Raw genomic sequence first — 25,410 nt, forward strand, 5'->3', positions numbered from 1 at the left:
ATCTTCCACCTGTTTTTGGGGGAACGGGATCACCTTGAATCAACAATTCTCACAATACGACTAGATTCCAATAGGAATGGTGATCACCTATTTATCCCTTTCTCTTCAAGTTCTCGGGCAATCGACCAAATAAATCCACTTAGTTCACGCGCCACGGCCACAACTGCTTTGCCACTAGGCTTACCTTTTGACAGCATTTTCGTGTATTTTCGATGTAGTCGATGCTGTGCCTTCCAGGATATGGCCTGAATTTCAGGAGATTTTCCTTGTTGACGTTTCTTTAACTCTCCTTGTAGCGCAGGTTTATAGCGGTAACTCCAAGCGGATTCGACCAATAAACGACGAAGGTGGGTATTCCCCGATTTCGTAATGTTTCCCTGCCATCGGCTTTGGCCACTTGAGTATTCCCTCGGCACCAAACCTGTGTACCCCATGAAAGCCTTCGCATTACCAAACCGGGTAAATGAACACACTTCCGCTACGATTCCTGTTGCTGTCGTTTCAGCTACTCCACGTAAGGTTTGAAGGGCTTGTATTAAGGGGGCGTGGTGCCCTTCCGTGGCTTCTTCGTGAATGGCTGCTTCCATACGCTTCAGACGTTCTTCATTTTCATCCATCTGATGCAGCATTTCCTGCAGAACCAAACGTTGTGAAGCGGACTCGAATGGAATACGTCCTAACCATAACCGGTATTTAGCCGTCCAACGGCGAAGTGGCTCTTTAGGTGCAATCTGATGACGAAGGAGAAACTTCCCGATCCGCTGCCGGATTCGAGCTCGATCTTCCTTAACATCTTCACGCATTCGTACCAAATCACGAAGCGCTTCTTCCTCTGGAGTAGGTACATGCACATGTGTTAATTCACCTGCTCGAAGTAATTGTGCCAGACGCATCGAATCCCTACGATCCGTTTTTACCCGTTCTCCTGGACGACTAGGCATAAGTGATGGGGCGATAACAATGCAGTCATATCCATGTGCAGTTAGCAAACGAACTAAAGGATATCCTGTTGGACCTGCCTCGTAACAAACGCTTAATTCATTGGGTTGGCCTAACTTCCTCAATACTTTCAAGATGTGATACTCGGTATGAGGAATCGTGCCCAAATACCGAGCGCCTTCTCTTCCTGGATCAGCTACAGATACAGCAATATTTTCCTTCGACACGTCTAAGCCTACGTATTTTATGGTATCCTTCATAGTACAGACTCTCCTTTGCAATTTAGCTCTGATTTTGGTTTTGGTTTAGCTTCTACTACACCATTATTCCCAAAATTAACCTAAGATGTTGCAATTACGGGGAGTCTGTCTCGTTCATGATAACTGTTGCCCCCACAAACGGATCTACTCTTCTCGTCAGATCGTAAAAGCCGTTCACGAGAATGTCCTGTTCATGTGGATTGCCAGAAACAGCGTCCGGATTTCCGAACCATCAATCGCTTTCGTCCCGAGCGTATGAAAGACGTACTGGAGAAGATCTTCACGAGCGTGCTTCTGTTTCTTGCCCAGGAGAATTACGTCAAATTGGAACATTACTTTGTGGACAGCACCTTCATTTTTCTTCTGCCATATCTATACGCTCGCCCATACACATAGACGATTAGCCACATACAATACCGTGTACTACAAATCAACGAACTGAAAGGGGAATGAACATGGGTGCAGTTGAAGAAGTAAGACACGGTGGATACGGCGGTGGATACGGAGTTGGAGCAATCCTGGTTCTCTTTATCCTGCTCGTTATCATCACTCGTTCTTTCTGGGTGTAATGACAACTAGATAACAGCCGAACAGAAATCGCAGGTCGCCACACCACGCACTGCGATTTCTGCAAACGAAATAACCCATACTATAAATGACAATAGAAGGCCGGGACGCTAACGTCCCGGCCTCTTCCCATTTATTCGTCGTCATCGTCTTCACGCCGGCTCTTCCGAGCAGCAGCGCTTCGGAACAGAAATACAAGCACGATACCTGCAACCAGCGTACCCAATATACGCCCGGGGGCACTAAGAATGCCCGGAATGAGCGGGAGCCACAGCAGGACAGCCCAGAACAGCTGCACCTGGAAGATGAGCTTCCCTTCATTGTCGCGGCGCGTTCCTTCCGGAAGCGGGTAGACATGCAGCCAGAACGATTCCGGATGAAGCTTTCGCAGTGCAGACAGCTGGAGTCCGATGATCATCAGGCTGATCAAATACACAATCGCCGATACCAGACTCTCCCGGGTTGCCCACACAAGAAAGGCACCCAGCAGTCCGACCCGAATCAGTATACCCAGAATATCACTGCGCGTCAGGCTCTTAATAAGAAGAAATCGATAGGCGCTTTCCTTCTTCCACGCCAATCCCTTGCCCCATCCGGACAGCCATTTCCGCGCATGGACACGCTGCCCGCGCTGAGGCACATTCACGAACCAGCTCAGCACCATCATCACCCGGCTCGCCTGTCTCTCATCGACGGCGATTAATCGCTCCCAAGCGACCAAATGCTTGACGGGGACTGACAAGGCGGCAACATACGTGAGGCCGAGCAGAGCCATAAATAGGAGGGCGCGGCCCGATGGATGCCATAACCAGGCGGCTAAGCTCAGCGCCGGAACGATCCAGCGGAGTGCCCGGTAGGCTGCTGCCGCGTTCCTTGACACCATAAGCTGCTCCTTCCAGCTCCCATAGCTGGATAGCAGTTTAAACAGCGTCAGAACAACAAACGTAGCGAGCAGCGGTTTTGGCGAAACATCGCTGCGTATGTATAGAGGCCATAGAATTAACATCACCAGTCCTAAACCGATGATTTTATAAATGACGCCGCTGAACCACGCTTTACGGAAGTATTCCTTCATCCGGGATTCCTGCGGAATGAGGAACACCGTATCCGCCGAACGCAGATACGTGCGGATACTGCTGTTGATCATGAGAGGCACAAGGAAAATCATCATGATCCAGCGAATCGGCAGATCTGGTGGAATATTCTGCAGTAGTGCGGTGTACCAGGCAGCGAACGCAATCAGAACGAACAGAAATACGACGGCTACCCCGCTCTGTATGACATAGCCCAGATAGGGGAAAATTTCACCCCAGAACTGTCCGCGTCGTTTGACATACAGTTCACGCAGATTCATTCGCCGTTACCGTCCTGAATCAGCACATTAAACAGCTCCTCCAGCGACATGCCGGGTCTTCCGGCTTGATCCTGAATTTCCTTCAGCGTCCCCTGAGCAATGATGCTGCCGCGGTGCAGCACGATGAACCGGTCGCAATAATTCTCAATCGTGGAGAGAATATGAGAGCTCAGTAAGACCGAAGCGCCGGACGCCTTCAGCTCCAGCATGAAGTCAAGAAGCGAACGTATCCCGAGCGGATCAAGCCCAAGGAAGGGCTCATCAATAATGTACAGCGACGGTCTGGCTACGAAAGCGCACATGATCATCACTTTTTGGCGCATACCCTTGGATAAATGCGTGGACAGGCTGTCCATCTTCTCTTCCATACGGAACATCTTCGCCAACTGCTCCGAACGCGCCTCATAATCTTCATGGGATACGCCATAGGAACGTGCCGTAAATTCCAGATGCTCGCGTACCGTCATCTCCTCATACAGCAGCGGGGATTCAGGAACAAACGCCAGGGCGCCGTGATAAGCTTCCGAATGCTCTGTGCGGCTCTTCCCTTGAACCTGAATACTCCCTTTTTGCGGATTCATCAGCCCGAGAATATGCTTCATCGTGGTACTCTTGCCCGCGCCGTTCAGGCCGATCAAACCTACCATCTCACCCGGTTCAACCTGAAAGGTTACGTCATGCAGAACCGGTCGGTTCATGCTATACCCGCCGCTTAATCCTTGAACAGACAATACCGGCTGTTCACTCATTATTGATCACCTCTTATTCTGAAAAGTCCGGTCCTTATGGATTTCGACCACATCCGCTGAATCGGACCCGAAAACAACATACCGGTTACAAGCTTCGCGTTTATAGAGTATTAGCTCCGTGGAGGCTTGTTCTTCAACCATTTCGGAGCGCCCTTGTTCTTGCGGTCCCGCTCCCTTTCACTCTGACGCTGACCCGATGCCTTTCCGCTTCCCGCCTTTCCATTGGCGCTGGTGGAAGCAGGCTTTCGGGCTGGTTTCTCTTTACGGGCAGTATCCCCGGCTGACCCACGTGGACCATGTCCTCGATCGGTTTGTGTTGAACGCGGGGCTCTTACCTTGCCGCCATAAAGGGCGCGTTCTTCGATCGATATGCCCAGCTCGCGATTGAACTTGCGCATGATAAACGTCTGACGGTCCGTTACGAGCGTTATCGCCATGCCGCTCCGCCCCATGCGTCCAGTGCGTCCTGCGCGGTGTGTGTAATGCTCGGCATCAATAGGAGGATCGTAATTGATCACCATGCCGAGTCCTTCGATGTCAAGTCCGCGGGCAGCGACATCGCTAGCGACCAAGAGCTTGGTACGCCCTTCTCTAAACGAATTCAGAACCCGGCTTCTAGTCATCTTGTCGGCATCACCATAGATGGCAGCCGCATTTAAGCCGAGGTAGTTCAACTTCGCTTCAACCTCTGCCAAATTCTCGGTGGCATTGACGAAGACAATCGCACGGTCTGGATTGTAATGCCGGACCACGCGGCGCAGCATGTCCAACTTGTCACGCTCTTCCGTCACAAAATAATAATGCTCCAGCGCAGACGGCGTCCGCTGCTCCGGATCAATCCCGATTTCGACCGGCTGATCCATCTCCTTCTTAACGAGCTCTGCCGTTTCCGGACTTACCGTGGCAGATAAGAACACCAATTGACGGTCACGTAATGCACTGCGCAGAATGCGATCCACATCGCCGGCGCCGCCCAGATTAAACACCTGATCCACCTCGTCCACTACGATCGTAGTCACTTGGTGCATTTTCAGTTTCCGGATTTCGATCAGTTCACGCACACGTCCCGGTGTCCCTACGATCAGCTGCGGATGCAGCTTAAGCTTCTCAATCTGACGCTTGGCAGCGGCACCGCCGATAAGACCAAGCACACCGATTCCGCGGGCTTCCCCGTAACGCTCGCTCTCTCTCACAATCTGAACAGCAAGCTCTTGAGTCGGAGCAAGAATCAATTTCTGGGCTCCCTTGATCTCCGGATCGATGCCCTGAAGCACAGGCAGCAAATAAGCAAGCGTCTTTCCTGTGCCTGTCTGTGAAGTCGCGAGCACGTCCTTGCCTTCGAGTATGCGCGGTATAGCCTCAGCCTGAACGGGAGAAGGCGTGACAATGCCAAACTCCGTTAATCTGGAGGACAAATCCTCGGCTATTCCTAATGTATGAAATGTAGTTGCAGTCATATGTTAGTCCATCCTTTTTTTAGATATCAGAAGTCTATCATTCCAAAGCGCGTCTGCCTGATATCGCTAGAAAAACCTTCCGATACATGTGGTTTGTTTACTTTAATAGTGGTGGTAGCAGGCGTGTTTCCTAATAAGTGTTATTCACTCTTTTTCATTATATGCCAAAACAGGAGTCCTCACCAAATCAAACATCCTAAACGGCGTGAACAGCACATCATACATCGTCATACGAATAGGCTTGATCACCCATCTGTTTAAGGCAAAAGAGAAAGAAACGACTTCGCGGCAGCAGATAGCGGAACACCTCGAAGCGTTGCAATTCCTATGCTGCGCTCGGGAATTGGCGGATGGAGCGGCACCTCGATCAGCTGACCTGCTTGCAATTCCTCGTTAGCATAGTCTCGAATGACAAAAGCCAAGCCAAAGCCGCTCCGGGCAAACTGTACCAGCAGCTCAATGCTGCCAAGCTCAAACTCGGGTTTTAGCGTGACACCCTGCAGCTCAGCATACTGATCGACATACATTCTTGTGCTCCCGCCCCTCTCCAGCATAAGCAGCGGGTAGCTCCCGATATCACGAAGGGACAACGGGTGTTGTAATTTGGCCCGCTCCGCAAATGATTTACCGGCAACTAAACAATCATGGATCGGGGAACTCGCGCGAAAATCGATTTGTTTATCGGAGGCCGGTAAATGAACGATGCCAAAATCAATCTTCCCTTCCTTGAGTAGGGACAACGTTTCCGGGGTTGTGCGGTTAGTAATGCGGATGCGAATATCCGGATAGGCGGCGTGGAAATACTCCAAATGCGGCAGCAGGTAATACTTGCACAGCGTATCGCTTGCTCCGATATTGATTTCGCCGCTATGCAAATTATGCATGTCCGCAATCGCCTTCTCGCCGATCTCGATAAAGCTGAAGGCCTGCTCGATATAGCGAAACAGCACATCACCCTCCGACGTAAGTTTAACCCCCCTGGTTGTCCGGAAGAACAGCGGCCCTCCGATCGTTCCCTCCAAATGCTTAATGGTATGGCTGACGGCCGGCTGGGTGATATGCAGATGCTCCGCTGCCTTCGATAAACTGCCGAGCCGGGCAGTCCAATAAAAGACACGATACCACTCCATATTGATTTCCATCATGATAACCTCGATTTTATCAAATGATAACGGGAACCTGTATTGAAAGATATAGCTAAAAAATTCATCCGTTACCCGTATTCTTCTCTACAGAATCGTATAACATAAATTAATCTAATGTCTACTATTACTAATATCAATTTTATTTATAATGCTACAACTCATATAATGAGCCCTGTAAAAGAAAAAGACCGTAGGAGGCGAACACGTTTTGACAGTCACAGCCATTGTAGGAGCCAATTGGGGAGATGAAGGCAAAGGAAAAATGACGGATGTTCTTGCGGCGCAATCGTCGTATGTCGTTCGATTTCAGGGAGGGAGCAATGCAGGGCACACCATTATTAACGATTATGGGAAGTTTTCACTGCATATGCTGCCGTCGGGTGTATTCTATCCCAACGTAACGAATATCATCGGTCCGGGAACGGCTTTGGATATGGAGGTATTGATCAAAGAGCTGCAGGAGCTGGAAGCAAGGAACGTTCCCGCCCCCAAGCTGTTTATATCGGAGCGCGCCCAAGTCGTGCTTCCTATTCATCGGCTGCTGGATGAACTGGAAGAAGAGCGGCTAGGTGCCCGGGGATTCGGTTCTACGAAACGCGGGATCGCGCCATTCTATGCGGATAAATATGCCAAGCTTGGCATCCAGGTGGCTGATCTGTTCCACCCCGAGCGACTTCGTGAGCGGCTCGAGCAGATGCTCGCCATCAAGAACGTGCAGCTGCAGCATCTGTACGGGAGAGACCCGCTAAGCGTTGATGAGATGGTCACGCAACTGCTGGAGCCCTTTCAGTTCCTGTCTTCGTATATCGAGGACACGACCACGCTGCTGCAGCAGGCCTATATAAAAGGCGATCCCATCTTGGTTGAGGGCCAATTAGGAGCACTGCGCGACCCGGATCACGGGATCTACCCGTTCTCGACCTCCTCCTCCACGCTGGCAGGCTATGCACCGGTCGGGGCAGGACTGCCCCCGTACGCCATCAGCCAAGTCATCGCCGTTGTTAAGGCTTATTCAAGCTGTGTCGGCGCTGGCCCCTTCGTGACCGAACTGCACGGGGATGAAGCGGATGAGCTCCGCCGCCGCGGCGGGGACGCAGGTGAATACGGTGCAACGACCGGGCGGCCAAGACGAATGGGATGGTTTGATACGGTAGCCACTCGATACGGCTGTATGGTGCAGGGAGCTACCGAAGCCGTTCTCACCAACCTTGATGTCCTGGGGTATCTGGATGACATCCCCGTATGCGTTGGTTACGAGTTAGAGGATGGAAGCATCATTGACCATTTTCCGGTTACGGCCGATTTGCAGTCTGCGAAGCCTGTTCTGAGAACGCTGAAGGGCTGGAAATGCGACCTGTCGCATATCCGATCCTATGACGAGCTCCCGGAAGCCGCGCAGCAATATGTTCAGTTCATTGAATCATCCATTGGCGCTCCCATCAAGACGATCTCCGTCGGCCCGAGACGGGATCAGATTATGATGAGATAACCGGGTGACGGCTTTCTTTCACTTGATTTACGAAGCCTTCCAGAACCCGCCGGACTCCACGGGGATCGCTCAGCATTGGCAAATGGCCGGTGCTGAGGCTTTCCACCCCATCCGCAGACAGATTGGCTATCATGCTTTCCTGCATGGATAATCCGAACTCTTTGTCTTGGGTGAATTTCACATAAAGCTTTGGCACATCGGGAATGGACGCTTGAACGCGATCCGTATAGACTCTGCGAGCTTCCGGAACAAACTCCGCTACGATTCGGGAGGCCACTTCCTCCGGCAGATCACTGCACAGCCCAGTACGGATTGCGGATCCGGGCGGTTTCGTGCCAGCCATTTTTAGAATGAGCGGCATGATGACCCTGAGGGGAAACGGAAGCGCCGAAACAAACGAACCGCCGCGCTTAGGAATGGCCGCACCGATGGCAACAAACCCGGCAACACGGCCGGTGAACCGGGATGCCAGTTCGATAGCCAAAACCCCGCCCAAGGAATGCGCAACAATGACAAACTTGTTCGTCCCCCACGTTCTCACCTGCTCCGCCATATGGTTTACGTAATCCTCCAGCGCCAAATGATGTCCGGATATCTCTGCCCCATCCCGCAATGGATAATCCACTTTCAAACACGGATGACCCAGCCCTTCCACAACGAAATCCCATACTCCTCCGTTCAATCCTGCTCCATGAATAAAAACAAATCCCAGCTCTTCTTTAAACTTGTCTTGTTTCATCCTATATTCTCCTCCCATGGTGGACCCTGTCCCAAGGATTCATCGTGAACCCTTGCTGCTTGAGAACATCATATCCCTTAAATAAGACAAATATTGTCTTATTTAGAGAATAAGATAAAATAAAAATGATATGAGACGGAGGTAGTTCTATGCAGAAATCCCAGCGCCTGATTCAATTAATGATGATGATCAATGCAAAAAAATCGTTTACCGTAAAAGAACTGGCCGATGAATTCGGTCTCTCCGTCAGGACCCTTTCAAGAGATTTGGATGAGCTGAGCGGGCTCGGCGTTCCCATCTACTCTGTGCAAGGTCGAGGCGGCGGCTACAGACTGCTGCAGGAGCGGATGCTGCCGCCGATCAGTTTCACGGAAAGCGAAGCGATCGCCATCTTTTTTGCCTGCCAATCCTTAAGCTATTTCAGCACCCTGCCATTCGGTGACGGAGCCGCCACGGCACTCCACAAGTTCTATCATTATTTGCCGGCAGATATCAAAGAGCAGATCGACCGTCTTAAGGATCGCGTTATGATTCACAGTCCATTCCGTGCGATGTCCACCGAGATTTTACAAACGCTAATGGAAGCCGTCATGGTTCGGCAAGCGGTCACCATCTCCTATCGTTCATCCGCCGGAAGCAGCCAGCGGCATATTCAGCCTATCGGTTTGTATGCAAGCTCGGGCTACTGGTATTGTCCTGCCTACTGTTTCACTCAAGAGGATATCAGACAGTTCAGAGTCGACCGGATCATTGCGGCCAGTCCCAATGCGTCCATCGCGATCCGTGAAGATATCGCTAACCAAACGCTGCGTAACATACCGGAAACCGGGAATGGGGAAATGAAGCCGTTTGAGGTACAATTAACATCTAAAGGGGTTTGGCTGCTTGAAACGGATACTCGCCTCGGTCCCCACATCGATAAGAACAAAGATGGCAGCGGAGTCGCTCAGCTTGAAATACCAGCGACCGACGTCATCTTCTATTCGGACTATGTGTGGCGTCTCGGAGAGGAAGCAACCATCATCTCGCCTGCCGAAGCGGTTCAATGGACCCGGGAGAAAATTGAAGCCATGAGGCTAAGGTATACATAAGGGTAAAATCGATTCCGTATAAAACATATAAAGGAGGAGAAGGTACATGACTTCACAAGTTGATCGTTTAATCCAGCGGATAACAGAAGAACTTCGGGAGGTGCCCGGCGTTATAGGGGTCGTACTCGGGGGATCCAGAGCCAAAGGAACCGCCAAACCGGATTCCGATATCGATATCGGCATTTATTACGATGAATCACAAGGATTTAAGGTGGAGAACATCGCTAGGGTGGCGCAGAAATTAGATGACGAGCATCGGGATGGGATTATCACTTCATTAGGCGAATGGGGTGCCTGGGTTAACGGTGGCGGATGGTTAGTGATCGAGGGTTATCATGTGGATTTCTTATTCCGTGATGTACACCGCGTGTCCGGCATCATCGACGACTGTTCCGCAGGCTTGGTGTCAGCCCATTACCAAACCGGACATCCGCATGCCTATCTGAATGTGATGTATATGGGGGAACTTGCGATTTGTCGTATACTGTCGGATTCGGATAACCGAATACAGACCTTGAAAGCCAAAACGATTCCTTATCCAAAAACATTAAAGGATGCGATGGTCGGCTTCTTTACCTTCGAAGCCTCCTTCTCCTTGATGTTTGCGGATAAAACAGCTGCCAGCGATGATATCACTTATGTTACCGGTCACTGCTTCCGCTGCATTTCGTGCTTGAATCAAGTGCTGTTTGCCAAAAATGAGTTGTACTGCATCAATGAGAAGCGTGCGGTAGCCATGATCGAAACCTTTCCCATCAAGCCGGCCAATTACAAGCAACGCTTGGATCAGGTAATCACACTGCTCTCCTCAGATACAGAAAAAACAAAACAAGCCACTGCACTGCTTCAGGAGCTTGTTGCCGAAACCGAAGCGTTGTAGCGCCGCAGCCGTTATTTCTTATTCATCCATTTGTAAGACACGCGGTCTGCAAACCTTGGAAACAGCTGGTACAGCCTTATGCCCAGTGAGGCCAGCCTCGGAAGATTGAGTTCTTCCTTGCGTTTTTTCACCAGCTTCACGACCTGTTCCGCAACATACTCGGCCTTCATCATGAACCAGCTCACATTATTGACATAACCGCCTGTCGGATCTGCCAAGGAAAAGAACGGGGTATCAATGGGGCCAGGGTTTACAGTAGATACGGTTATGCCCGTGTTCCGCAGCTCCTGCCGGAGTGAATTGCTAAACCCAAGCACGGCATGCTTGGTGGCCGAATAGGCGGTGGATTTGGCCGTTCCGATTTTTCCGGCCATGGACGCAATGTTGACGATTTGGCCGTCAGCCCGCTTCAGCATCCCTGGCAGCACGGCTTGCGTACAGCGCACGATGCCCATATAATTGACGTCCATCATGTCCTGAAACTCTTCTTGACGCATGTCCATAACAGCTTCGAACTTGCCGTAGCCGGCATTGTTAATCAGCACGTCGATTCTGCCATGGCGGCTAAGAAGGCCTTCCATGACAGACTGCACCTGCTCGGGGCTCTGAACATCCATGGTTGCAAGCTCGTGGGGGCCTGGTATTCGCGCACCCACCTCCTGCAGACGTTCTGCCGAACGGGCGCACAGAACCACGTATGCTCCTTCCGCAGAAAGCTTCTCCGCGATCAAGGCGCCGATTCCGCTGGATGCTCCCGTAACGACGATAACTTTATTTTTCAGCATGATTTCATATCCCTTTCTTCGCCGGCACAGCTCTTGATTCCTTATCATTAAAGAGCCTTACATACACGGCCATTGGGTTCGTTACTCCTATTTTATGAAATCATGACTTGAATATCCAGCTCTCCGATTCCTTCCATTCTCAGCGGAATACAAAGCGCCTTCTTCTGAATAAGAGTGGATGTGCTATCCGACCTCATTACTTTGGGAGGCGTAATATCCACGCTGACGCCCTGGTTCGATAAAATGGTGCTGGCATTGCCGCTGATCATGTTGCCGAGCTCCGAAATCGCGCTTTGTCCCATCTCATCCATCTCGGTAATGACATAGCCGCCCATCATCACCGATACCATCTGCAGGGCTACCTGCTCCTGAATTCCAAATACAATGTCACCGTTCATTTGGCCTGTCATGCCGATTTGGATCCAGATATGATTCTCCAAATATCCGATCTCTTTGACCCCAAGATTCCCCGTGGAAGGTGAAACCTGTATGACTTGTTCGATCACGTGTCGTGCGGACTCTAAAAAAGGATTGATGACTTCCGCTTTCATTCCTCATTACGCCCCTTTCACTGGGTTGTTGGTCAGGGTCCCAAAGTCCCACCTATATATTTAAACATTATAATGGATACCTTGTAATAAATCATCACAAAATAGCGACAGTCCTCATTCCAACAACTGTCTTGCCATGTCAGCTATCGCTTGAAACGCTTTAGTACGAAGATATTCCTTTCGCTTAAACGGGCCTTTGGTCTCACCTTTGTTCTATGTCTACTTTACTATTATCGGAAGGTTTCCCCATCTTTTAATAATAATTAAATGGAAATTAAAATGTTTTTCATTTTTTCGGCCGAAAACCACCAGGTTTGCTCCCTTCATTGCTCCACCGGGAAGAATAACCTATAATTTAAATAATACAGATTGCACGCGATAGATGAGCGGAAGAATATATCAAGTAAGGAGGAAGGCTATGAACATCAGCCAATTGGAAACGCTTATTACCATCTCCAAAACGATGAGCTTTCGCAAAGCGGGAGAGCTTCTTAATCTGACACAACCGGCGGTATCCGCCCAGATCAAGAGCCTGGAAGAAGAATTTAAAACGGTGCTGGTGGACCGGAGTCAGCCCGTGACGTTAACCGACCGGGGGCAGGTCTTCGTGGACCATGCCGAACAGATCCTCGGGATCGTGGATGAGCTGAAGCAGCGGCTATCCGACCTTGATCAAACTCCCCAGGGTCATATTCAGCTGGGTACAACCACTTCCATAGCGATTCAGATCCTGCCACGGGTACTTTCCTACTTCCAGGATCAATTCCCTCATATTAAAACAACCATTCAATCCATGGCCTCATCACAAATCTATCACAGCGTAGAGAACGGGCTCATCGACATCGGGATCGGTTATCTGATCGAGCGCAATCCCAACTTGAGCACATCCATTCTGTACTACGATACCTTTGAGCTTGTCGTATCCCCTCAGCATCCGCTAGCCAAACTCTCCACGGCAAGCATGGATGTGCTGGGTGGAACCCCCCTTATTCTGCTAACACGTGACACCGTCGGCCGCCGCTTCGCAGATGACGTAATGAAGAAGCACGGCATTGAGCCGCAGGTTGTCATGGAACTGTCAAGCAGTGAAGAAATTAAACGGATGGTCGAGATCAATTTGGGCGCAGCCATTATATCGAAGCAGTCCGTCGCGACGGAGCTGCGCAACGGCACCCTGCAGATTGTTCCCCTGAGCGAGCTTGAAGTTAGCCACCCTGTCGGCGTAATCTATAAGAGCGGACGATACGTCAGCTCCGCTATGCGTCAATTCCTCAGTGATCTGAAGGGCATGCCCGAGACACAGTTCATCAGCAGCGAATAACGCCACATCAAACCTAGAATAATAACCAATCAAGCGATATGAAGGAGGTCAACATGAAATTTGATCTGCACACCCATCATTTCCGCTGCGGCCACGCAGACGGCAACATTAGAGATTATATCGAGGCTGCGATTGCGGCAGATTTACAGGTGATTGGAATCTCGGACCACACTCCATACTTCGGGAGCCCGGAAGAGCAGCCCTTTCCAGCCATCTCCATGGCAAAAAGGGACTTTGCGGAGTACGTACAAGAAGTTCTGGACTTAAAGCGGGAATATGAAGGTAAAATCAAAGTCCTGCTGGGCATTGAATCCGATTATTTTCCGAATCATGCTAAAGTTTATCAGCAGGCATTAAATGCCTACCCTTTTGACTACATCATCGGCTCCATCCATCACGTCAGGGATGTCAGCATCTTCAATAAAAACCGCTGGAAGAACCTGACGCAGCAGCAGCAGGTTGCCGATAAAGAGGAATACTTCAATCTGATCCGCCAATCCGCACGAAGCGGCATATTCCAGATCATCGCCCATATGGATGCCATGAAGGGCAATTATCCGCTGTTCTCCGAAATCAAGGCCGACGAAGCGATCGAGGAAACGTTGAAAGTCATCGCGGAATCAGGCCTGGCGATCGAGATCAACACTTCCGGCAAAACCAAGCTGTGCGGCGGCTGGTATCCATCGAGCGCCATCTTGGAGGTCGCGCACCATCACGGCGTTGACGTCACCTTCGGCTCCGACGCCCACAAACCGTCACGGGTCGGAGATGAATTTGACGAAGTGGCCAAAGTGCTCAAAGAAATCGGATACACGGAATGGGTATATTTCGAACAAAAACAGAAGGTGACCGTACCTCTTTAAAGGGGTACACCCTCCTTCTGTTTTTTTGCATTTACATAGGCAGCACAGCAAAATAGGCAAAAAAAAAAGTGGACCCGTTACCGGGTCCAAAACATAATATATATTCTCAAAAGGGGGTCATGTGATAAGTTTAACCCGCGGCTGTTAGAGTTTGATAACAGGTATATTTCATTTGTGTAACAAATTCCAAGTGAACCTTTCCTCTTGACATGTTCAGATCACAGATTTCATTCCCTTCATGCCATTGAGCGCAAAGTGAGCACGGTAAGCTCCGGTTTGCACAAGAAACGAAAAGGCAGCTGCGTCGTGCCGATTCCCCTATTTACATAGAGCAGCATTCCATGTGAACCGATGGTATATAGGCCTTGCACATAACGCTTTGCCCCGGGCGGCGTCATCACCTCTCCCATCCAGGGCAAGCGGATCTGGCCCCCATGGCTGTGTCCCGACAGCTGGAGATGGAATGAATGGGCTGCAGTTGTGTCAGCATAATCCGGCTCGTGCATCAGCAGCAGCTTGAACATTCCGTCAGGTAAATCTTGAATGACTGCTGCCGGATCCGGCTGGCCCCAGAATGCATCGTCCAAACCTGCCACTGCAATGACAGCACCATCCCGCCTTAGCTTCACGGCGGTGTTCCGCAGCACCTGAAATCCGGCCTCTTCCTCCATAGAAATCAGTGTCTCCACATCTTTGTAATCATGGTTACCCAATATAGAAAATAAGCCGAGAGGGGCCTTCAGCTCGGTGAACGGTTGAATGGCGGCCCTCATATCCTCTGTGTTACCGTCCACCATATCCCCTGTGAAACAGATCATGTCCGGTTTCTCATTTTGAATCGCTTGTACCACACGGGCCACGTCTTTTGCCCCGGTGTGAAAGCCCAGATGCAAGTCGCTAAACTGAACGACCTTCATCCCATCAAAAGCCTTAGGCAGTGAAGGAAGCGCCAATGTCCGTCTCGTAATGTCCAATTGATGAGGCTCCCATAAATACGCATAAGCCCCGCCTGCAGCGCCAACACCAACCACGGCGGAAACACCGATCTTCAGAAATTGGCGGCGCGTCATCTTCGTCTTCATGACGTCTCGCTTTGCCCCGTCCTGGACTGTGCCATGGGGAGTAGACGAGGATGGATTTCTCATAGGTGGACTTCCTCCTATATAATAATAAAAGAGTACAAGTTTTAACGGCCTTACGGTTATTCATATATATGGAATAGCAAGAGAAAGGGGTTTACGTATGACTGATAACGATTCAATCACAGCATTAGTTTCAGATCAGCGGCGTTTTTTTCATAAAGACATCACCAAGGAAGTGGATTTCCGACTGCAGCAGCTGACCAAGCTCCGCCAAGTACTGATTGCCAGGGAAAACGATATCATGGAGGCCCTTCGTAAAGACTTGAACAAAAGCGAGCAGGAGGCCTTCACGACTGAGATCGGGATTGTCTATAAGGAGCTTTCCTTTGTCATAAAGAATCTGAAGCGCTGGGCCAAGCCGCAGCGTGTCAAAACCGCACTGACGCATGTAGGCAGCAAGGGAATGGTCTACGCTGAGCCCTACGGGACGGCACTGATTATTGCTCCCTGGAATTATCCTTGGCAATTGGCCATCTCTCCACTGATCGGAGCTTTGGCCGCCGGAAACACCGCAATTGTAAAGCCCTCCGAGATGACACCTAACGTATCCCGACTCATTACGTCCATCATCACGGAGACGTTTGAGCCGCAATATGTAGCTTCGGTGGAGGGAGGACCCGAGGTAAGCACGAGCTTGCTGGAGCAGCCGCTGGATTATATCTTCTTTACCGGCAGTACCCATGTCGGCAAAATTGTCATGGAAGCCGCAGCCAAGCAGTTGATCCCGGTGACGCTAGAGCTTGGAGGCAAGAGCCCATGTATCGTCCACGAGGATGCCCCCCTGGCCCTGGCGGCTTCACGCATCGCATTCGGCAAATATACAAATGCCGGCCAAACCTGCGTCGCGCCGGATTATGTTCTCGTACACAGCAAGGTGAAGGAGAAGTTCATCGCGCACCTGAAAGACGCCATCACTTCGTTCTACGGCGAGAACCCGCTAACCAATCCCGACTATGGGCGCATTGTTTCGGAGAAGCATTTTGACCGGCTGTCCGGCTTTCTGGACAACGGAACCCTGCGCCATGGCGGGAACAGTTCAAAGGAAAAATTGCTCATCGAGCCCACCGTGCTGGACGATATCACTTGGGATATGCCAGTCATGGAAGAAGAGATTTTTGGCCCCCTGTGCCCAATCCTGACTTACGAGAATGTACACGAAGCTGTCCAGGCGATTAATCACCGCCCCAAACCGCTCGCCCTTTACTTGTTCACGGAGAATGAAGACGTTCAGGATTACGTACTCTCCTCGGTTTCTTTTGGCGGGGGATGTGTTAACGATACGCTGATGCATCTGGCCACTCCCTTCCTTCCATTCGGAGGTGTCGGTGAGAGCGGAATGGGCGCCTACCACGGGGAATACAGCTTCCACACCTTCTCCCATAAGAAGAGCGTGCTGAAGCAAACCAACCGGTTCGATTTTAAATTCCGCTACCCTTCCAAGAACGGGCTCGGCATTCTGAAAAAGCTTATGAAACCTTAGTCTTAACTAAGACTTCGCTCACTTCATTTGAACAAATATAATAAAGGCGCATCGTCAAAGATGCGCCTCTTTTAGCTGGACGAATGCTTTCTCCGATGCGGTTTATTGGCCTTCGACTTCTCTTCACTGTCATCCATCTCCAAGCCGTCATCGCCGGGCTTAAAGATCCGGCGCAGCGTCCCCAGCATGGACAGCGCATACGCAACGGTAATGAAACTGAAGGCGATCTCCATCACCACGACAAGCCGGGACGTATTATCGACTGGGGCTATATCGCCATATCCGACCGTGACAAACGTCGCCATACTGAAATACAGGAAGCTAATGAACTGGCTTAGCAAATCCTGGCCGATATTCTCGCCTTCGAAGGAAATGCCTCCGAACAGCTTATAGATCGACATATACACCATCGTGAAAAACAAAATGCACATCCCCGCCGCCATGCTAATCCGAACTAAGGTTGTTTTCATATCAACATGCTGATTGACGGAGTCTGCAATTCTATCGAATATATACAGCACATAAAAAATAACGGAGCATAATGCAAACAGCAGGATCAGAGCGCGCATGCCGCCTTCACCGGGCACCACGTTCATCAGATCGATCCACCCCAGCAAATCTTCAACCGATACCAGGACATAAATGAGCAGTGGAGCAAGCAGCAAAGGCCTGCTGGACCACTTCTTGTCCATACTGTAGAACAAATAAATCAACAGCAGGAAGCCCGTCAAATTGAGCAGCCACATCCACCATGACATCTTCAAGTCCCTCCTTTGGCTTGTGGCCCTCAAACGGCAGCCCGCACCATTACGTCTTTATTACCCTCGTAACGGTATTTATGCACCTGAAGGTCGCTGGTAGTCGGCCCCTGCTCGCTTTAAACTACATTCATCTCCACCTGATCTTTTGTTAAAAATAGCGACAAAACACGTACAGCGAGTCGAACGAAAGCCGTCCAACTGCTTTAGATCTAACGGTTCTTCTCCAACCACTGCGCAGCATGATCCACCATCGCCCGCTGTTCTGCCAACACACAGTCTGCCTTTCCTACACGACCATGCTTATATGCATCGGGACATTGCGCTTCAAACGATGCTCCAATCGCTTCAAAATCGTCGGAATGATAGTTGATATCCTGGAATGCCTCCCACTTTGTTATTCCCTGCATCCTGCGTACTGGCGCGTGGGCGGTTACCACTTTCTTGCCAGCCCAATCCGTGCGGTATTCGCTAAGGTGGAAGGAAGTATTATTGCCATAGCCACTACCCAGCATAAGCACGTAAGCACCCGCTTCATATAAGCGTGCCAGCGGCGAGGCTTCGCCCAAGCTATGATCGAGCGGATGGGATTGCATAAGTGCCTTTGCATCCCTGCCGCGTGCTGCAAACGAAACATGCGGATGACGGCTTCGGATGACCCCTTCTTGTTTACGGAACACTTCCGGAATGATCCCCATCCCTGATGTAACGGTCAGATCTGGGTCATAGGGAGGCATACTCTCGCGGATCAAATCCCACCATTTTGGGTCGGCCGGAGGATTTCCCCATGTCTTCGGATCGGTTAAGTTCGCAGACTGCGTTGGCATCACCAGTGTCCCTTCATCGCCCAGTACGTCTTCCAGGGCCAGTATAACCGCCTCCGGACCACCGACAATCCATCCGCCCACGCTTTTGAGCGAGGAATGGACGAGCAGGGTCATTCCCTTCCGTACGCCAAGAGCGAGCAGGTCATCGCTTATATCCTTTATCGTAATCGGTTTTTCGATGATCAAGTGACTCATCTCCATTTCAATATCCTAATAAACACATGTTTTATATCATACAACAAAAAAAGCGCCTGCCCGAAGCCATGCCCCGGTCAGACGCCTTGGTGTTGAAGCTAAACCGATTAAACGCCAAGCCAGCGCTTAAACAGATGTTTGGTTGTGTCCTTGTTCATTTCCGCAATCGACGTAGTCAGCGGAATGCCCTTCGGACAAGAACGCACGCAGTTCTGCGAGTTGCCGCAGCCCTCGATGCCTCCGTCCTGCATCAGCGCTTCCAGACGCTCTTCCTTGTTCATCTCACCTGTCGGGTGAGCATTGAACAAGCGAACTTGGGAAATAGCGGCTGGTCCGATAAAGTCTGTTTTTTCGTTGACGTTCGGGCAAGCCTCAAGACATACACCGCATGTCATACATTTGGACAGCTCGTAAGCCCACTGACGCTTCTTCTCCGCCATTTTAGGTCCGGGGCCAAGGTCGTAGGTACCATCGATCGGAATCCACGCCTTCACGCGCTTGAGGGCCGTGAACATACGACTGCGGTCGATAACCAAGTCTCTTACAACCGGGAACGTCTTCATCGGCTGAATCCGAATCGGCTGTTCCAGCTTATCGATCAATGCCGCACACGCTTGGCGCGGCTTGCCGTTAATGACCATGGAGCAAGCTCCGCACACTTCTTCAAGGCAGTTGGAGTCCCAGCATACTGGTGCGGTGGTTTGGCCCTGTGCATTTTTGGGATTGCGCTGAATTTCCATCAGCGCACTAATGACGTTCATGCCGGGACGGTACGGAATTTCGAATTCCTCAGTATAGGATTTCGTCTCCGGATTGTCCTGACGTGTAATGATAAACTTAACGCTCTTTGAGGCGGCTGCCGTTTGAGACATCGTAAATCCCCCTTCCTTCTTACTTGTCTTTCGAATAGTCGCGAATACGCGGTGGGATTAAGGAAACATCCACTTCTTCGTATGAAATCTGTGGTCCATCAGGCGTCCAGGTTGCTTTGGTTGTCTTGAGGAACTCTTCATCGTTACGATCAGGGAAATCCGGCTTGTAGTGAGCGCCCCGGCTTTCGTTACGGAGAAGCGCACCCAGCGTCATGGCCTCGGACAGCTCCAGCATGTTCCACAGCTGGCGTGTGAACGCCACGCCCTGGTTGTTCCAGCGGGAGGTATCCGTCATATTGATATTGCGGTAACGTTGCTTCAATTCCTTGATTTTGCCGATGGTAGCTTCAAGCTTGTCGTTGTAGCGAACCACCGTCATGTTGTTGGTCATCCATTCGCCGAGCTCTTTATGGATCACATAAGCATTCTCGGTTCCTTCCATCTTGAGCAGGCCTTCATACTTGGTCGTTTGCTCTTTCGCTACGCGGTCAAATACGGTGGAGGAAACATCCTCAGCGGACTTCTTCAAGCCTTTGACATATTCAATCGCTTTCGGTCCGGCCACCATACCGCCGTAAATGGCGGAGACCAGGGAGTTCGCTCCCAAACGGTTCGCACCGTGATATTGATACTCGCATTCTCCGGCTGCAAACAGCCCGGGAATGTTCGTCATTTGGTTGTAATCGACCCACATGCCGCCCATGGAATAATGGACTGCCGGGAAGATCTTCATCGGGATTTTACGCGGATCGTCGCCCATGAATTTCTCATAGATCTCGATGATACCGCCAAGCTTTACGTCCAGCTCTTTCGGATCTTTATGGGAGAGGTCCAGGTAGACCATGTTCTCGCCATTGATCCCAAGTCCCATATCGACGCAGACGGAGAAGATTTCACGCGTAGCAATGTCACGCGGCACCAGGTTTCCGTAAGCAGGGTATTTCTCTTCGAGGAAATACCACGGCTTGCCGTCTTTATAGGTCCAGATCCGTCCGCCTTCACCACGTGCCGATTCCGACATCAAGCGGAGCTTGTCATCGCCTGGAATGGCTGTCGGGTGAATCTGGATAAACTCGCCGTTCGCATAATGCACGCCTTGCTGATAAACGGCACTGGCCGCTGTTCCCGTGTTGATCACCGAGTTGGTCGTTTTACCGAAAATAATACCAGGACCACCGCTTGCGAGTATAACGGCTTCAGCTTTGAACGCCTTAATCTCCATCGAGCGCAGATCCTGGGCAGCGATACCGCGGCATACGCCTTCGTCGTCGATGATCGCATTCAGGAACTCCCAGTTCTCGTACTTGGTCACAAGACCCGCAGTTTCCCAGCGGCGAACCTGCTCGTCAAGCGCATAGAGCAGTTGCTGTCCGGTCGTTGCGCCGGCGAATGCCGTCCGGTGACGCTTCGTTCCGCCGAAACGGCGGAAATCGAGCAGACCTTCCGGCGTACGGTTAAACATAACGCCCATGCGGTCCATCAAGTGGATAATGCCCGGAGCCGCTTCACACATCGCTTTGACCGGAGGCTGATTCGCAAGGAAGTCGCCGCCGTATACCGTATCGTCAAAGTGCTCCCAAGGAGAGTCACCCTCACCTTTCGTATTCACGGCTCCATTGATGCCGCCTTGCGCGCACACGGAGTGAGAGCGTTTAACAGGTACAAGTGAGAATAGATGAACGTGAGCTCCTGCTTCTGCCGCTTTGATGGTTGCCATCAGCCCGGCGAGGCCGCCACCCACTACAATAATATTAGATGCCATTTTTCGTTCACTCCCCTTAACTTAAGACTGTCTTAACTACATCGATCATTGCTGTCGCCGCCTCGAATTCGGAACTGCGGAATGCTGTCATAGCCAGAACAAACAGCACGCTCATCAATACGAACAAGCCCATGCAGATGTAAGTGGATACCTTCTGCGCGCGTGGACCGACGGTGATGCCCCAGCTAACGAGGAACGCCCACAGGCCGTTTGTGAAGTGGAAGACTGCCGACACAACGCCGATGACGTACAGAGTAAACAGAATCGGATTGTTCATGATGCCATGCATGGTCGCGCCCAAATCGTCATGCGTGATTTTGCCGATCATGATTTGGAAACGCGTATCGTACATATGCCAGATAACAAAAACGAACGTAATAACGCCGGTGATCCGTTGGACGGTGAAGCGGATGTTCCGTTCATAGTTGAAATTGCCCACGTTGTTATTTGCCTGGTAAGCAATGTATAACCCGTAGACACCGTGATATAGCAGTGGCAGCCAGATCAGGAACAGCTCGAGGAAAAATATCAGCGGCATGCTGTTCAAAAAATGGACCGCGCTTGCAAAGCCTTCCTTTCCACCCTCGAAAGCCTTATAGTTGGAAATCATATGGCTGAGCAAAAATGCTCCAAGCGGTATGACACCGAGTAAAGAATGCAGCTTTCTGGAATAATACCCTTTCATCAGTCGACGTTCCCCTTTCCAATGTGCAGCGTTTTCATTTTCAATCTTTCCTATTTCCAGAACAATTACACTTACCCTGTCCTAAAACCGTTGCAACGACAAAAAGCTGCCTATTTCGGCAATCGTGTGAACAACTTGTGTCATGTTTCATGTTACTCCTTTTTTTCTTATAATGGAATTGCAATATAATTATTAATCGTTATAATCTATACGCATAAGCAATGTTTTGCACATATGTCTATTTTATATAGGAGGAATTCCATGTTTGAAGAACTGGACATGTTCGCCGTCGTTGTAGAGCAATCCAGCATAAACCAAGCCTCCAAGCTGCTTAACTTGTCACAGCCAGCCCTGTCCAGGAAAATAGCCAAGCTGGAGGACCAGCTCGGGCTGCAGCTGTTCAACCGCCGCGGCAAACGGCTGGAGCTTACCTCCATCGGACAGATTGTGTACACCTTTGCCCTGGAGCAGCGCCAGCAGCAGATCAAATTCATGCAGACGTTGGCCCATTACCGGGAGGGGGATCAGATCTCGATCAACCTGGGGGCCAGCCTAACCACACTGCAGACCACCTTGCCCCCGCTCGTTAACGCATTCATGGAGCGTCATCCCGCGGCCGAAATCAAGCTGATCACCGGCAAGACCCATGAGATCGTTTCTTATGTAAGAGATAAACGGGTCGATGTCGGCATTGTCGCCTCCTCCATCAACCAGCCCGGCTTAAACTGTATTCCGCTGTTTGATGACCATCTGGAGCTTGTCATCCCGTCTTCACACCCGCTGGCGGAGATCGAGGATGTCGGCATCGAGCAGCTTCAAGGCTTGCCGATGATCATTTTCTCAACCGGCACCTGGTACCGCAAGTTGACGGATGACCTGTTCCACCGCTGGGGCATTATGCCGGATATTCGGATGGAGATCGATTCCTTCGAAGCGATCGTCAGGCTCATCCCGACCTGCAAGGCAGCCGCTCTTCTGCCCAAATCCTATCTGAGACCGCAGCTGTTGTCCGATAACGGGCTTGTCGACATTCATATTCCGGCACTCATTGAAACCCGGCGAACAACTTCGCTGATCTACGGCCAAGCCTCGGAGCTGAGCAAGGCAGCCAGCCGCTGGATTGACGAAACGGAAATCCTGTTCCGTAAGCTGGAGGAGGATAAAACGAAGAAAACCTGACGGTATATAGGGTCGTCAGGTTTTTTTCTTCTTTATTTATTTTTCGAGCATATTCACGACCTCAGACTCAAAGAGATCCACATTATCATTGGAGCCGATAACGACCATAATGTCGCCGGAGTTCACCACATCCATGGCTGTTGGCGCTACGATGATGCCGGATTGTTTATTCAGGGCCACCACGCTGACACCGTAGCGAACCCTCGTATTGAGCTCGCTAAGCGTTTTTCCGTCCATGCAGTCCGTGACCGTCATCTCCACAATCAGATAGTCCTTGGATAATTCGATATAGTCGAGCAGGTTGGGCGTGACAAGTTGGTGAGCTACCCGGATCCCCATATCCCTTTCCGGAAAGATCACCCGGTCCACGCCCAGCTTCTCCAGCGCCCGGCCGTGCAGCACTGAAATCGCCTTAGCAACGACCATGGCGACACCAAGCTCTTTTAACAAGATGGCGGATAAGATGCTCATCTGAATATCGTTCCCGATCGCCACAATCCCGCAGTCGAAGTTACGGATACCGAGCGATTTAAGCACCTCTTCGTCCGTAGCATCCGCCACCACCGTGTGCGTCAGCAGTTCGCTCATATCCTCGACAACCTCTTCACTGCGGTCGATGCCGAGCACCTCATATCCCTGTTCCATCAGTTCAAGCGCCAGGCTGGCGCCAAATCGTCCCAAACCGATGATTGCAAATTGCTTTGGTTTCATGTCTCTCCTGTACTCCTTATCCAATAATCATTTTGCCTTCCGGATGACGATATAATTCTTTACCCTTTTTTGGCCCCAGTGCATAAGCAAGCGTCAAAGGCCCCAATCGCCCTGCAAACATCGTAATACTGATCAAAATCTTCCCGAATCCCGTCAGTTCAGGCGTTAAACCCATGGAGAGACCCACCGTACCGAAGGCGGATGTCGTTTCGAATAGGATCTCCAGGAAGCTCCCTTCCTCTGTCGTTGACAGAATCATCGATACGATTAGAACGAGCAGCAGTGCCAATAATGCAATGGTCAGTGCCTTGAGCACCCGCTCCTGGGCCAGGCGATAACGGAACATGACGATGTCTTCACGCCCGCGCATCATGGCGATAACCGCCCCCACCATAATGGTGAAGGTTGTTGTTTTGATACCGCCACCGGTTGACCCTGGGGATGCTCCGATAAACATCAGAATCACGATAAAAAATTGCGTGGCCTGTCGAAGCCCCGTAATATCTATAGTATTCGCGCCAGCTGTACGCGGCGTTACGGACTGGAATAACGCACCGAAGAATTTTCCGCCCCAATTCAGAGAGCCGAGCGTCCTCGGATTGGTGAATTCAAATATAAGAATGACGATAAATCCAACCAGCAGCAAGGTAGCCGTCATGGTGAGCACCACTTTGGAGTGCAAGGAAAGTCTCCGCTGTTTTCGGAAATCAATCAGATCGGATAATACGATAAAACCAATCCCACCTGAGACAATCAAAAACATCACGACTATGTTGACTACAGGATCGTAGACATACCCGGTCAAACTCCGAAAATCACCAAACAAATCAAAACCGGCGTTGTTAAACATCGTGACTGCATGAAAAACGCCATAATAAATCGCCTGGCCGATCGGCATATCAAACGCCCAGCGGATCGATAGAATGATGGCACCACAGGCCTCGATGATGAGGGAGTACAACAACACTCTGCGAATCAGCCTTACGATTCCTTCCATCGAGGACTGATTCATCGCTTCTTGCAGAATGAGGCGATCCTTGAGCGAGATGCGTCTTTTCAGAGCCAAGGCAAATAAAGTAGCCATCGTCATGAATCCGAGCCCGCCGATCTGAATCAGCAGCATAATCACGACTTCTCCGAAGGAACTGAATGTCGTTCCTGTATCCACCACAACCAGACCCGTTACACATGTTGCCGATGTCGAAGTGAACAAGGCATCGATAAATTCAAGCGGTTCACCTGTACTTGTGGAAATCGGCAGCATTAACAGCGCCGTCCCGATGAAGATAATAGCCGCAAAACCAAGCACGAGAATCTGCGGCGGAGACAACCTGAGCCAGTTAAATTTAGAGTTCAATCGGTCACCTTCTTAAAAAAAATCAAGAAAAAAGACACTGGAAAACGCAGTGCCCTTTACGGTCTGGTTCCTGTGCTGCAGCCTACGAGGTTAGCTGACGGATTCGGGCATTTCCACAGGTCGCCCTATTCATTATTCTAGGAATAATGAAATTCACCCCAATTACATGGTTCCCCCATTTTCAGTACGAAATTCGGCTGGAATATTCGGTTCCTTGAAGCATGATGTGATTATAACGCAATCTGGTACGTA

25 protein-coding genes and 1 riboswitch are annotated in these 25,410 nt (G+C 50.6%); of the genes, 9 read left to right on the top strand and 16 right to left on the bottom strand.

Annotated elements, in window-relative coordinates:
• Positions 1-83: 83 nt before the first annotated feature.
• Entirely contained in the window at positions 84-1,199 is a 1,116-nt protein-coding gene (locus NYE54_RS28695; protein ID WP_339267935.1) for an IS110 family transposase, read from the bottom strand.
• A gap of 195 nt (positions 1,200-1,394) precedes the next feature.
• Here NYE54_RS28695 and NYE54_RS28700 point away from each other — a divergent pair, with 195 nt between their 5' ends.
• Positions 1,395-1,595, top strand: a complete 201-nt coding sequence (locus NYE54_RS28700; RefSeq protein WP_339267937.1) for a hypothetical protein — start codon at positions 1,395-1,397, stop codon at positions 1,593-1,595.
• Positions 1,596-1,654: 59 nt separating this feature from the next.
• Positions 1,655-1,768 carry a YjcZ family sporulation protein gene (locus NYE54_RS28705; RefSeq protein ID WP_339267939.1) on the top strand — a complete coding sequence of 38 codons (114 nt, stop codon included), beginning with the start codon at positions 1,655-1,657 and terminating at the stop codon, positions 1,766-1,768.
• Positions 1,769-1,899: 131 nt separating this feature from the next.
• Here the strand turns inward: NYE54_RS28705 and NYE54_RS28710 are convergent, their stop codons facing one another.
• The 4 genes from NYE54_RS28710 to NYE54_RS28725 all read right to left on the bottom strand — a co-directional run bounded on the left by NYE54_RS28710 (position 1,900) and on the right by NYE54_RS28725 (position 6,468).
• Positions 1,900-3,120 (bottom strand): ABC transporter permease, encoded by a 1,221-nt coding sequence (locus tag NYE54_RS28710; protein WP_339267940.1) that lies wholly within the window; start codon positions 3,118-3,120, stop codon positions 1,900-1,902.
• Positions 3,117-3,869 carry an ABC transporter ATP-binding protein gene (locus NYE54_RS28715; protein WP_213643262.1) on the bottom strand — a complete coding sequence of 251 codons (753 nt, stop codon included), beginning with the start codon at positions 3,867-3,869 and terminating at the stop codon, positions 3,117-3,119. Before NYE54_RS28715 ends, NYE54_RS28710 begins: the two co-directional genes overlap by 4 nt.
• 110 nt (positions 3,870-3,979) lie before the next feature.
• Complete coding sequence (locus NYE54_RS28720; RefSeq protein WP_339267942.1) at positions 3,980-5,326, bottom strand: DEAD/DEAH box helicase; 1,347 nt, start codon at positions 5,324-5,326, stop codon at positions 3,980-3,982.
• 257 nt (positions 5,327-5,583) lie between these two features.
• The gene (locus NYE54_RS28725) at positions 5,584-6,468 is read right to left on the bottom strand and encodes a LysR family transcriptional regulator (protein ID WP_339273690.1); all 885 of its coding nucleotides are present in this window, start codon (positions 6,466-6,468) and stop codon (positions 5,584-5,586) included.
• Between the two features lie 211 nt (positions 6,469-6,679).
• Here NYE54_RS28725 and NYE54_RS28730 point away from each other — a divergent pair, with 211 nt between their 5' ends.
• Positions 6,680-7,960 (top strand): adenylosuccinate synthase, encoded by a 1,281-nt coding sequence (locus NYE54_RS28730; RefSeq protein WP_339267943.1) that lies wholly within the window; start codon positions 6,680-6,682, stop codon positions 7,958-7,960.
• Here the strand turns inward: NYE54_RS28730 and NYE54_RS28735 are convergent.
• Positions 7,947-8,699: an alpha/beta hydrolase gene (locus NYE54_RS28735; protein WP_339267945.1), complete on the bottom strand. Its 753-nt coding sequence runs from the start codon at positions 8,697-8,699 to the stop codon at positions 7,947-7,949. The genes NYE54_RS28730 and NYE54_RS28735 overlap by 14 nt on opposite strands.
• A gap of 149 nt (positions 8,700-8,848) precedes the next feature.
• Between NYE54_RS28735 and NYE54_RS28740 the strand changes: the two genes are divergently transcribed.
• Both NYE54_RS28740 and NYE54_RS28745 read left to right on the top strand, forming a co-directional pair.
• On the top strand, positions 8,849-9,790 hold the full coding sequence (locus tag NYE54_RS28740; protein WP_339267947.1) for a YafY family protein: 942 nt from the start codon (positions 8,849-8,851) through the stop codon (positions 9,788-9,790).
• A 46-nt stretch (positions 9,791-9,836) separates the two neighbouring features.
• The gene (locus NYE54_RS28745; protein WP_339267949.1) at positions 9,837-10,670 is read left to right on the top strand and encodes a nucleotidyltransferase domain-containing protein; all 834 of its coding nucleotides are present in this window, start codon (positions 9,837-9,839) and stop codon (positions 10,668-10,670) included.
• 11 nt (positions 10,671-10,681) lie between these two features.
• Here the strand turns inward: NYE54_RS28745 and NYE54_RS28750 are convergent, their stop codons facing one another.
• The gene (locus NYE54_RS28750; RefSeq protein ID WP_339267951.1) at positions 10,682-11,455 is read right to left on the bottom strand and encodes an SDR family oxidoreductase; all 774 of its coding nucleotides are present in this window, start codon (positions 11,453-11,455) and stop codon (positions 10,682-10,684) included.
• Positions 11,456-11,547: 92 nt separating this feature from the next.
• Positions 11,548-12,006 (bottom strand): chemotaxis protein CheX, encoded by a 459-nt coding sequence (locus NYE54_RS28755; protein ID WP_076324811.1) that lies wholly within the window; start codon positions 12,004-12,006, stop codon positions 11,548-11,550.
• 418 nt (positions 12,007-12,424) lie between these two features.
• On the opposite strand from NYE54_RS28755, the gene NYE54_RS28760 reads away from it, so the two are divergent.
• Positions 12,425-13,327 (top strand): LysR family transcriptional regulator, encoded by a 903-nt coding sequence (locus NYE54_RS28760; protein WP_071222421.1) that lies wholly within the window; start codon positions 12,425-12,427, stop codon positions 13,325-13,327.
• A gap of 53 nt (positions 13,328-13,380) precedes the next feature.
• Entirely contained in the window at positions 13,381-14,190 is an 810-nt protein-coding gene (locus tag NYE54_RS28765) for a histidinol-phosphatase (RefSeq protein WP_339267955.1), read from the top strand.
• A gap of 236 nt (positions 14,191-14,426) precedes the next feature.
• Here the strand turns inward: NYE54_RS28765 and NYE54_RS28770 are convergent, their stop codons facing one another.
• Positions 14,427-15,335, bottom strand: coding sequence for a metallophosphoesterase (locus tag NYE54_RS28770; protein ID WP_339267957.1), 909 nt, complete (start codon positions 15,333-15,335; stop codon positions 14,427-14,429).
• Positions 15,336-15,432: 97 nt separating this feature from the next.
• On the opposite strand from NYE54_RS28770, the gene NYE54_RS28775 reads away from it, so the two are divergent.
• Entirely contained in the window at positions 15,433-16,812 is a 1,380-nt protein-coding gene (locus tag NYE54_RS28775; RefSeq protein WP_339267959.1) for an aldehyde dehydrogenase, read from the top strand.
• A gap of 71 nt (positions 16,813-16,883) precedes the next feature.
• Here NYE54_RS28775 and NYE54_RS28780 read toward each other — a convergent pair whose 3' ends face one another.
• The 5 genes from NYE54_RS28780 to NYE54_RS28800 form a co-directional block, all read right to left on the bottom strand.
• The gene (locus tag NYE54_RS28780) at positions 16,884-17,570 is read right to left on the bottom strand and encodes an ion channel (protein ID WP_339267961.1); all 687 of its coding nucleotides are present in this window, start codon (positions 17,568-17,570) and stop codon (positions 16,884-16,886) included.
• Positions 17,571-17,782: 212 nt separating this feature from the next.
• Positions 17,783-18,583, bottom strand: coding sequence for an AAC(3) family N-acetyltransferase (locus NYE54_RS28785; RefSeq protein ID WP_076324822.1), 801 nt, complete (start codon positions 18,581-18,583; stop codon positions 17,783-17,785).
• 116 nt (positions 18,584-18,699) lie between these two features.
• Positions 18,700-19,464, bottom strand: a complete 765-nt coding sequence (gene sdhB / locus NYE54_RS28790) for a succinate dehydrogenase iron-sulfur subunit (protein ID WP_076324823.1) — start codon at positions 19,462-19,464, stop codon at positions 18,700-18,702.
• Between the two features lie 19 nt (positions 19,465-19,483).
• Positions 19,484-21,226 carry a succinate dehydrogenase flavoprotein subunit gene (gene sdhA, locus NYE54_RS28795; protein WP_076324824.1) on the bottom strand — a complete coding sequence of 581 codons (1,743 nt, stop codon included), beginning with the start codon at positions 21,224-21,226 and terminating at the stop codon, positions 19,484-19,486.
• Positions 21,227-21,242: 16 nt separating this feature from the next.
• Positions 21,243-21,911, bottom strand: coding sequence for a succinate dehydrogenase cytochrome b558 subunit (locus NYE54_RS28800; RefSeq protein WP_339267964.1), 669 nt, complete (start codon positions 21,909-21,911; stop codon positions 21,243-21,245).
• Positions 21,912-22,172: 261 nt separating this feature from the next.
• On the opposite strand from NYE54_RS28800, the gene NYE54_RS28805 reads away from it, so the two are divergent.
• Positions 22,173-23,090 (top strand): LysR family transcriptional regulator, encoded by a 918-nt coding sequence (locus tag NYE54_RS28805; RefSeq protein WP_076324826.1) that lies wholly within the window; start codon positions 22,173-22,175, stop codon positions 23,088-23,090.
• Between the two features lie 36 nt (positions 23,091-23,126).
• On the opposite strand, the gene NYE54_RS28810 is transcribed toward NYE54_RS28805, so the two are convergent.
• Both NYE54_RS28810 and NYE54_RS28815 read right to left on the bottom strand, forming a co-directional pair.
• Positions 23,127-23,801, bottom strand: a complete 675-nt coding sequence (locus NYE54_RS28810) for a TrkA family potassium uptake protein (protein ID WP_076324827.1) — start codon at positions 23,799-23,801, stop codon at positions 23,127-23,129.
• Positions 23,802-23,817: 16 nt separating this feature from the next.
• A complete protein-coding gene (locus NYE54_RS28815; protein ID WP_076324828.1) occupies positions 23,818-25,158 on the bottom strand; it encodes a TrkH family potassium uptake protein in 1,341 nt (446 codons plus the stop codon).
• Positions 25,159-25,222: 64 nt separating this feature from the next.
• A riboswitch (cyclic di-AMP (ydaO/yuaA leader) is annotated at positions 25,223-25,367 on the bottom strand.
• Positions 25,368-25,410 lie beyond the last annotated feature (43 nt).

The organism is Paenibacillus sp. FSL K6-1330, assembly GCF_037976825.1.
Lineage (GTDB): Bacteria > Bacillota > Bacilli > Paenibacillales > Paenibacillaceae > Paenibacillus_AQ.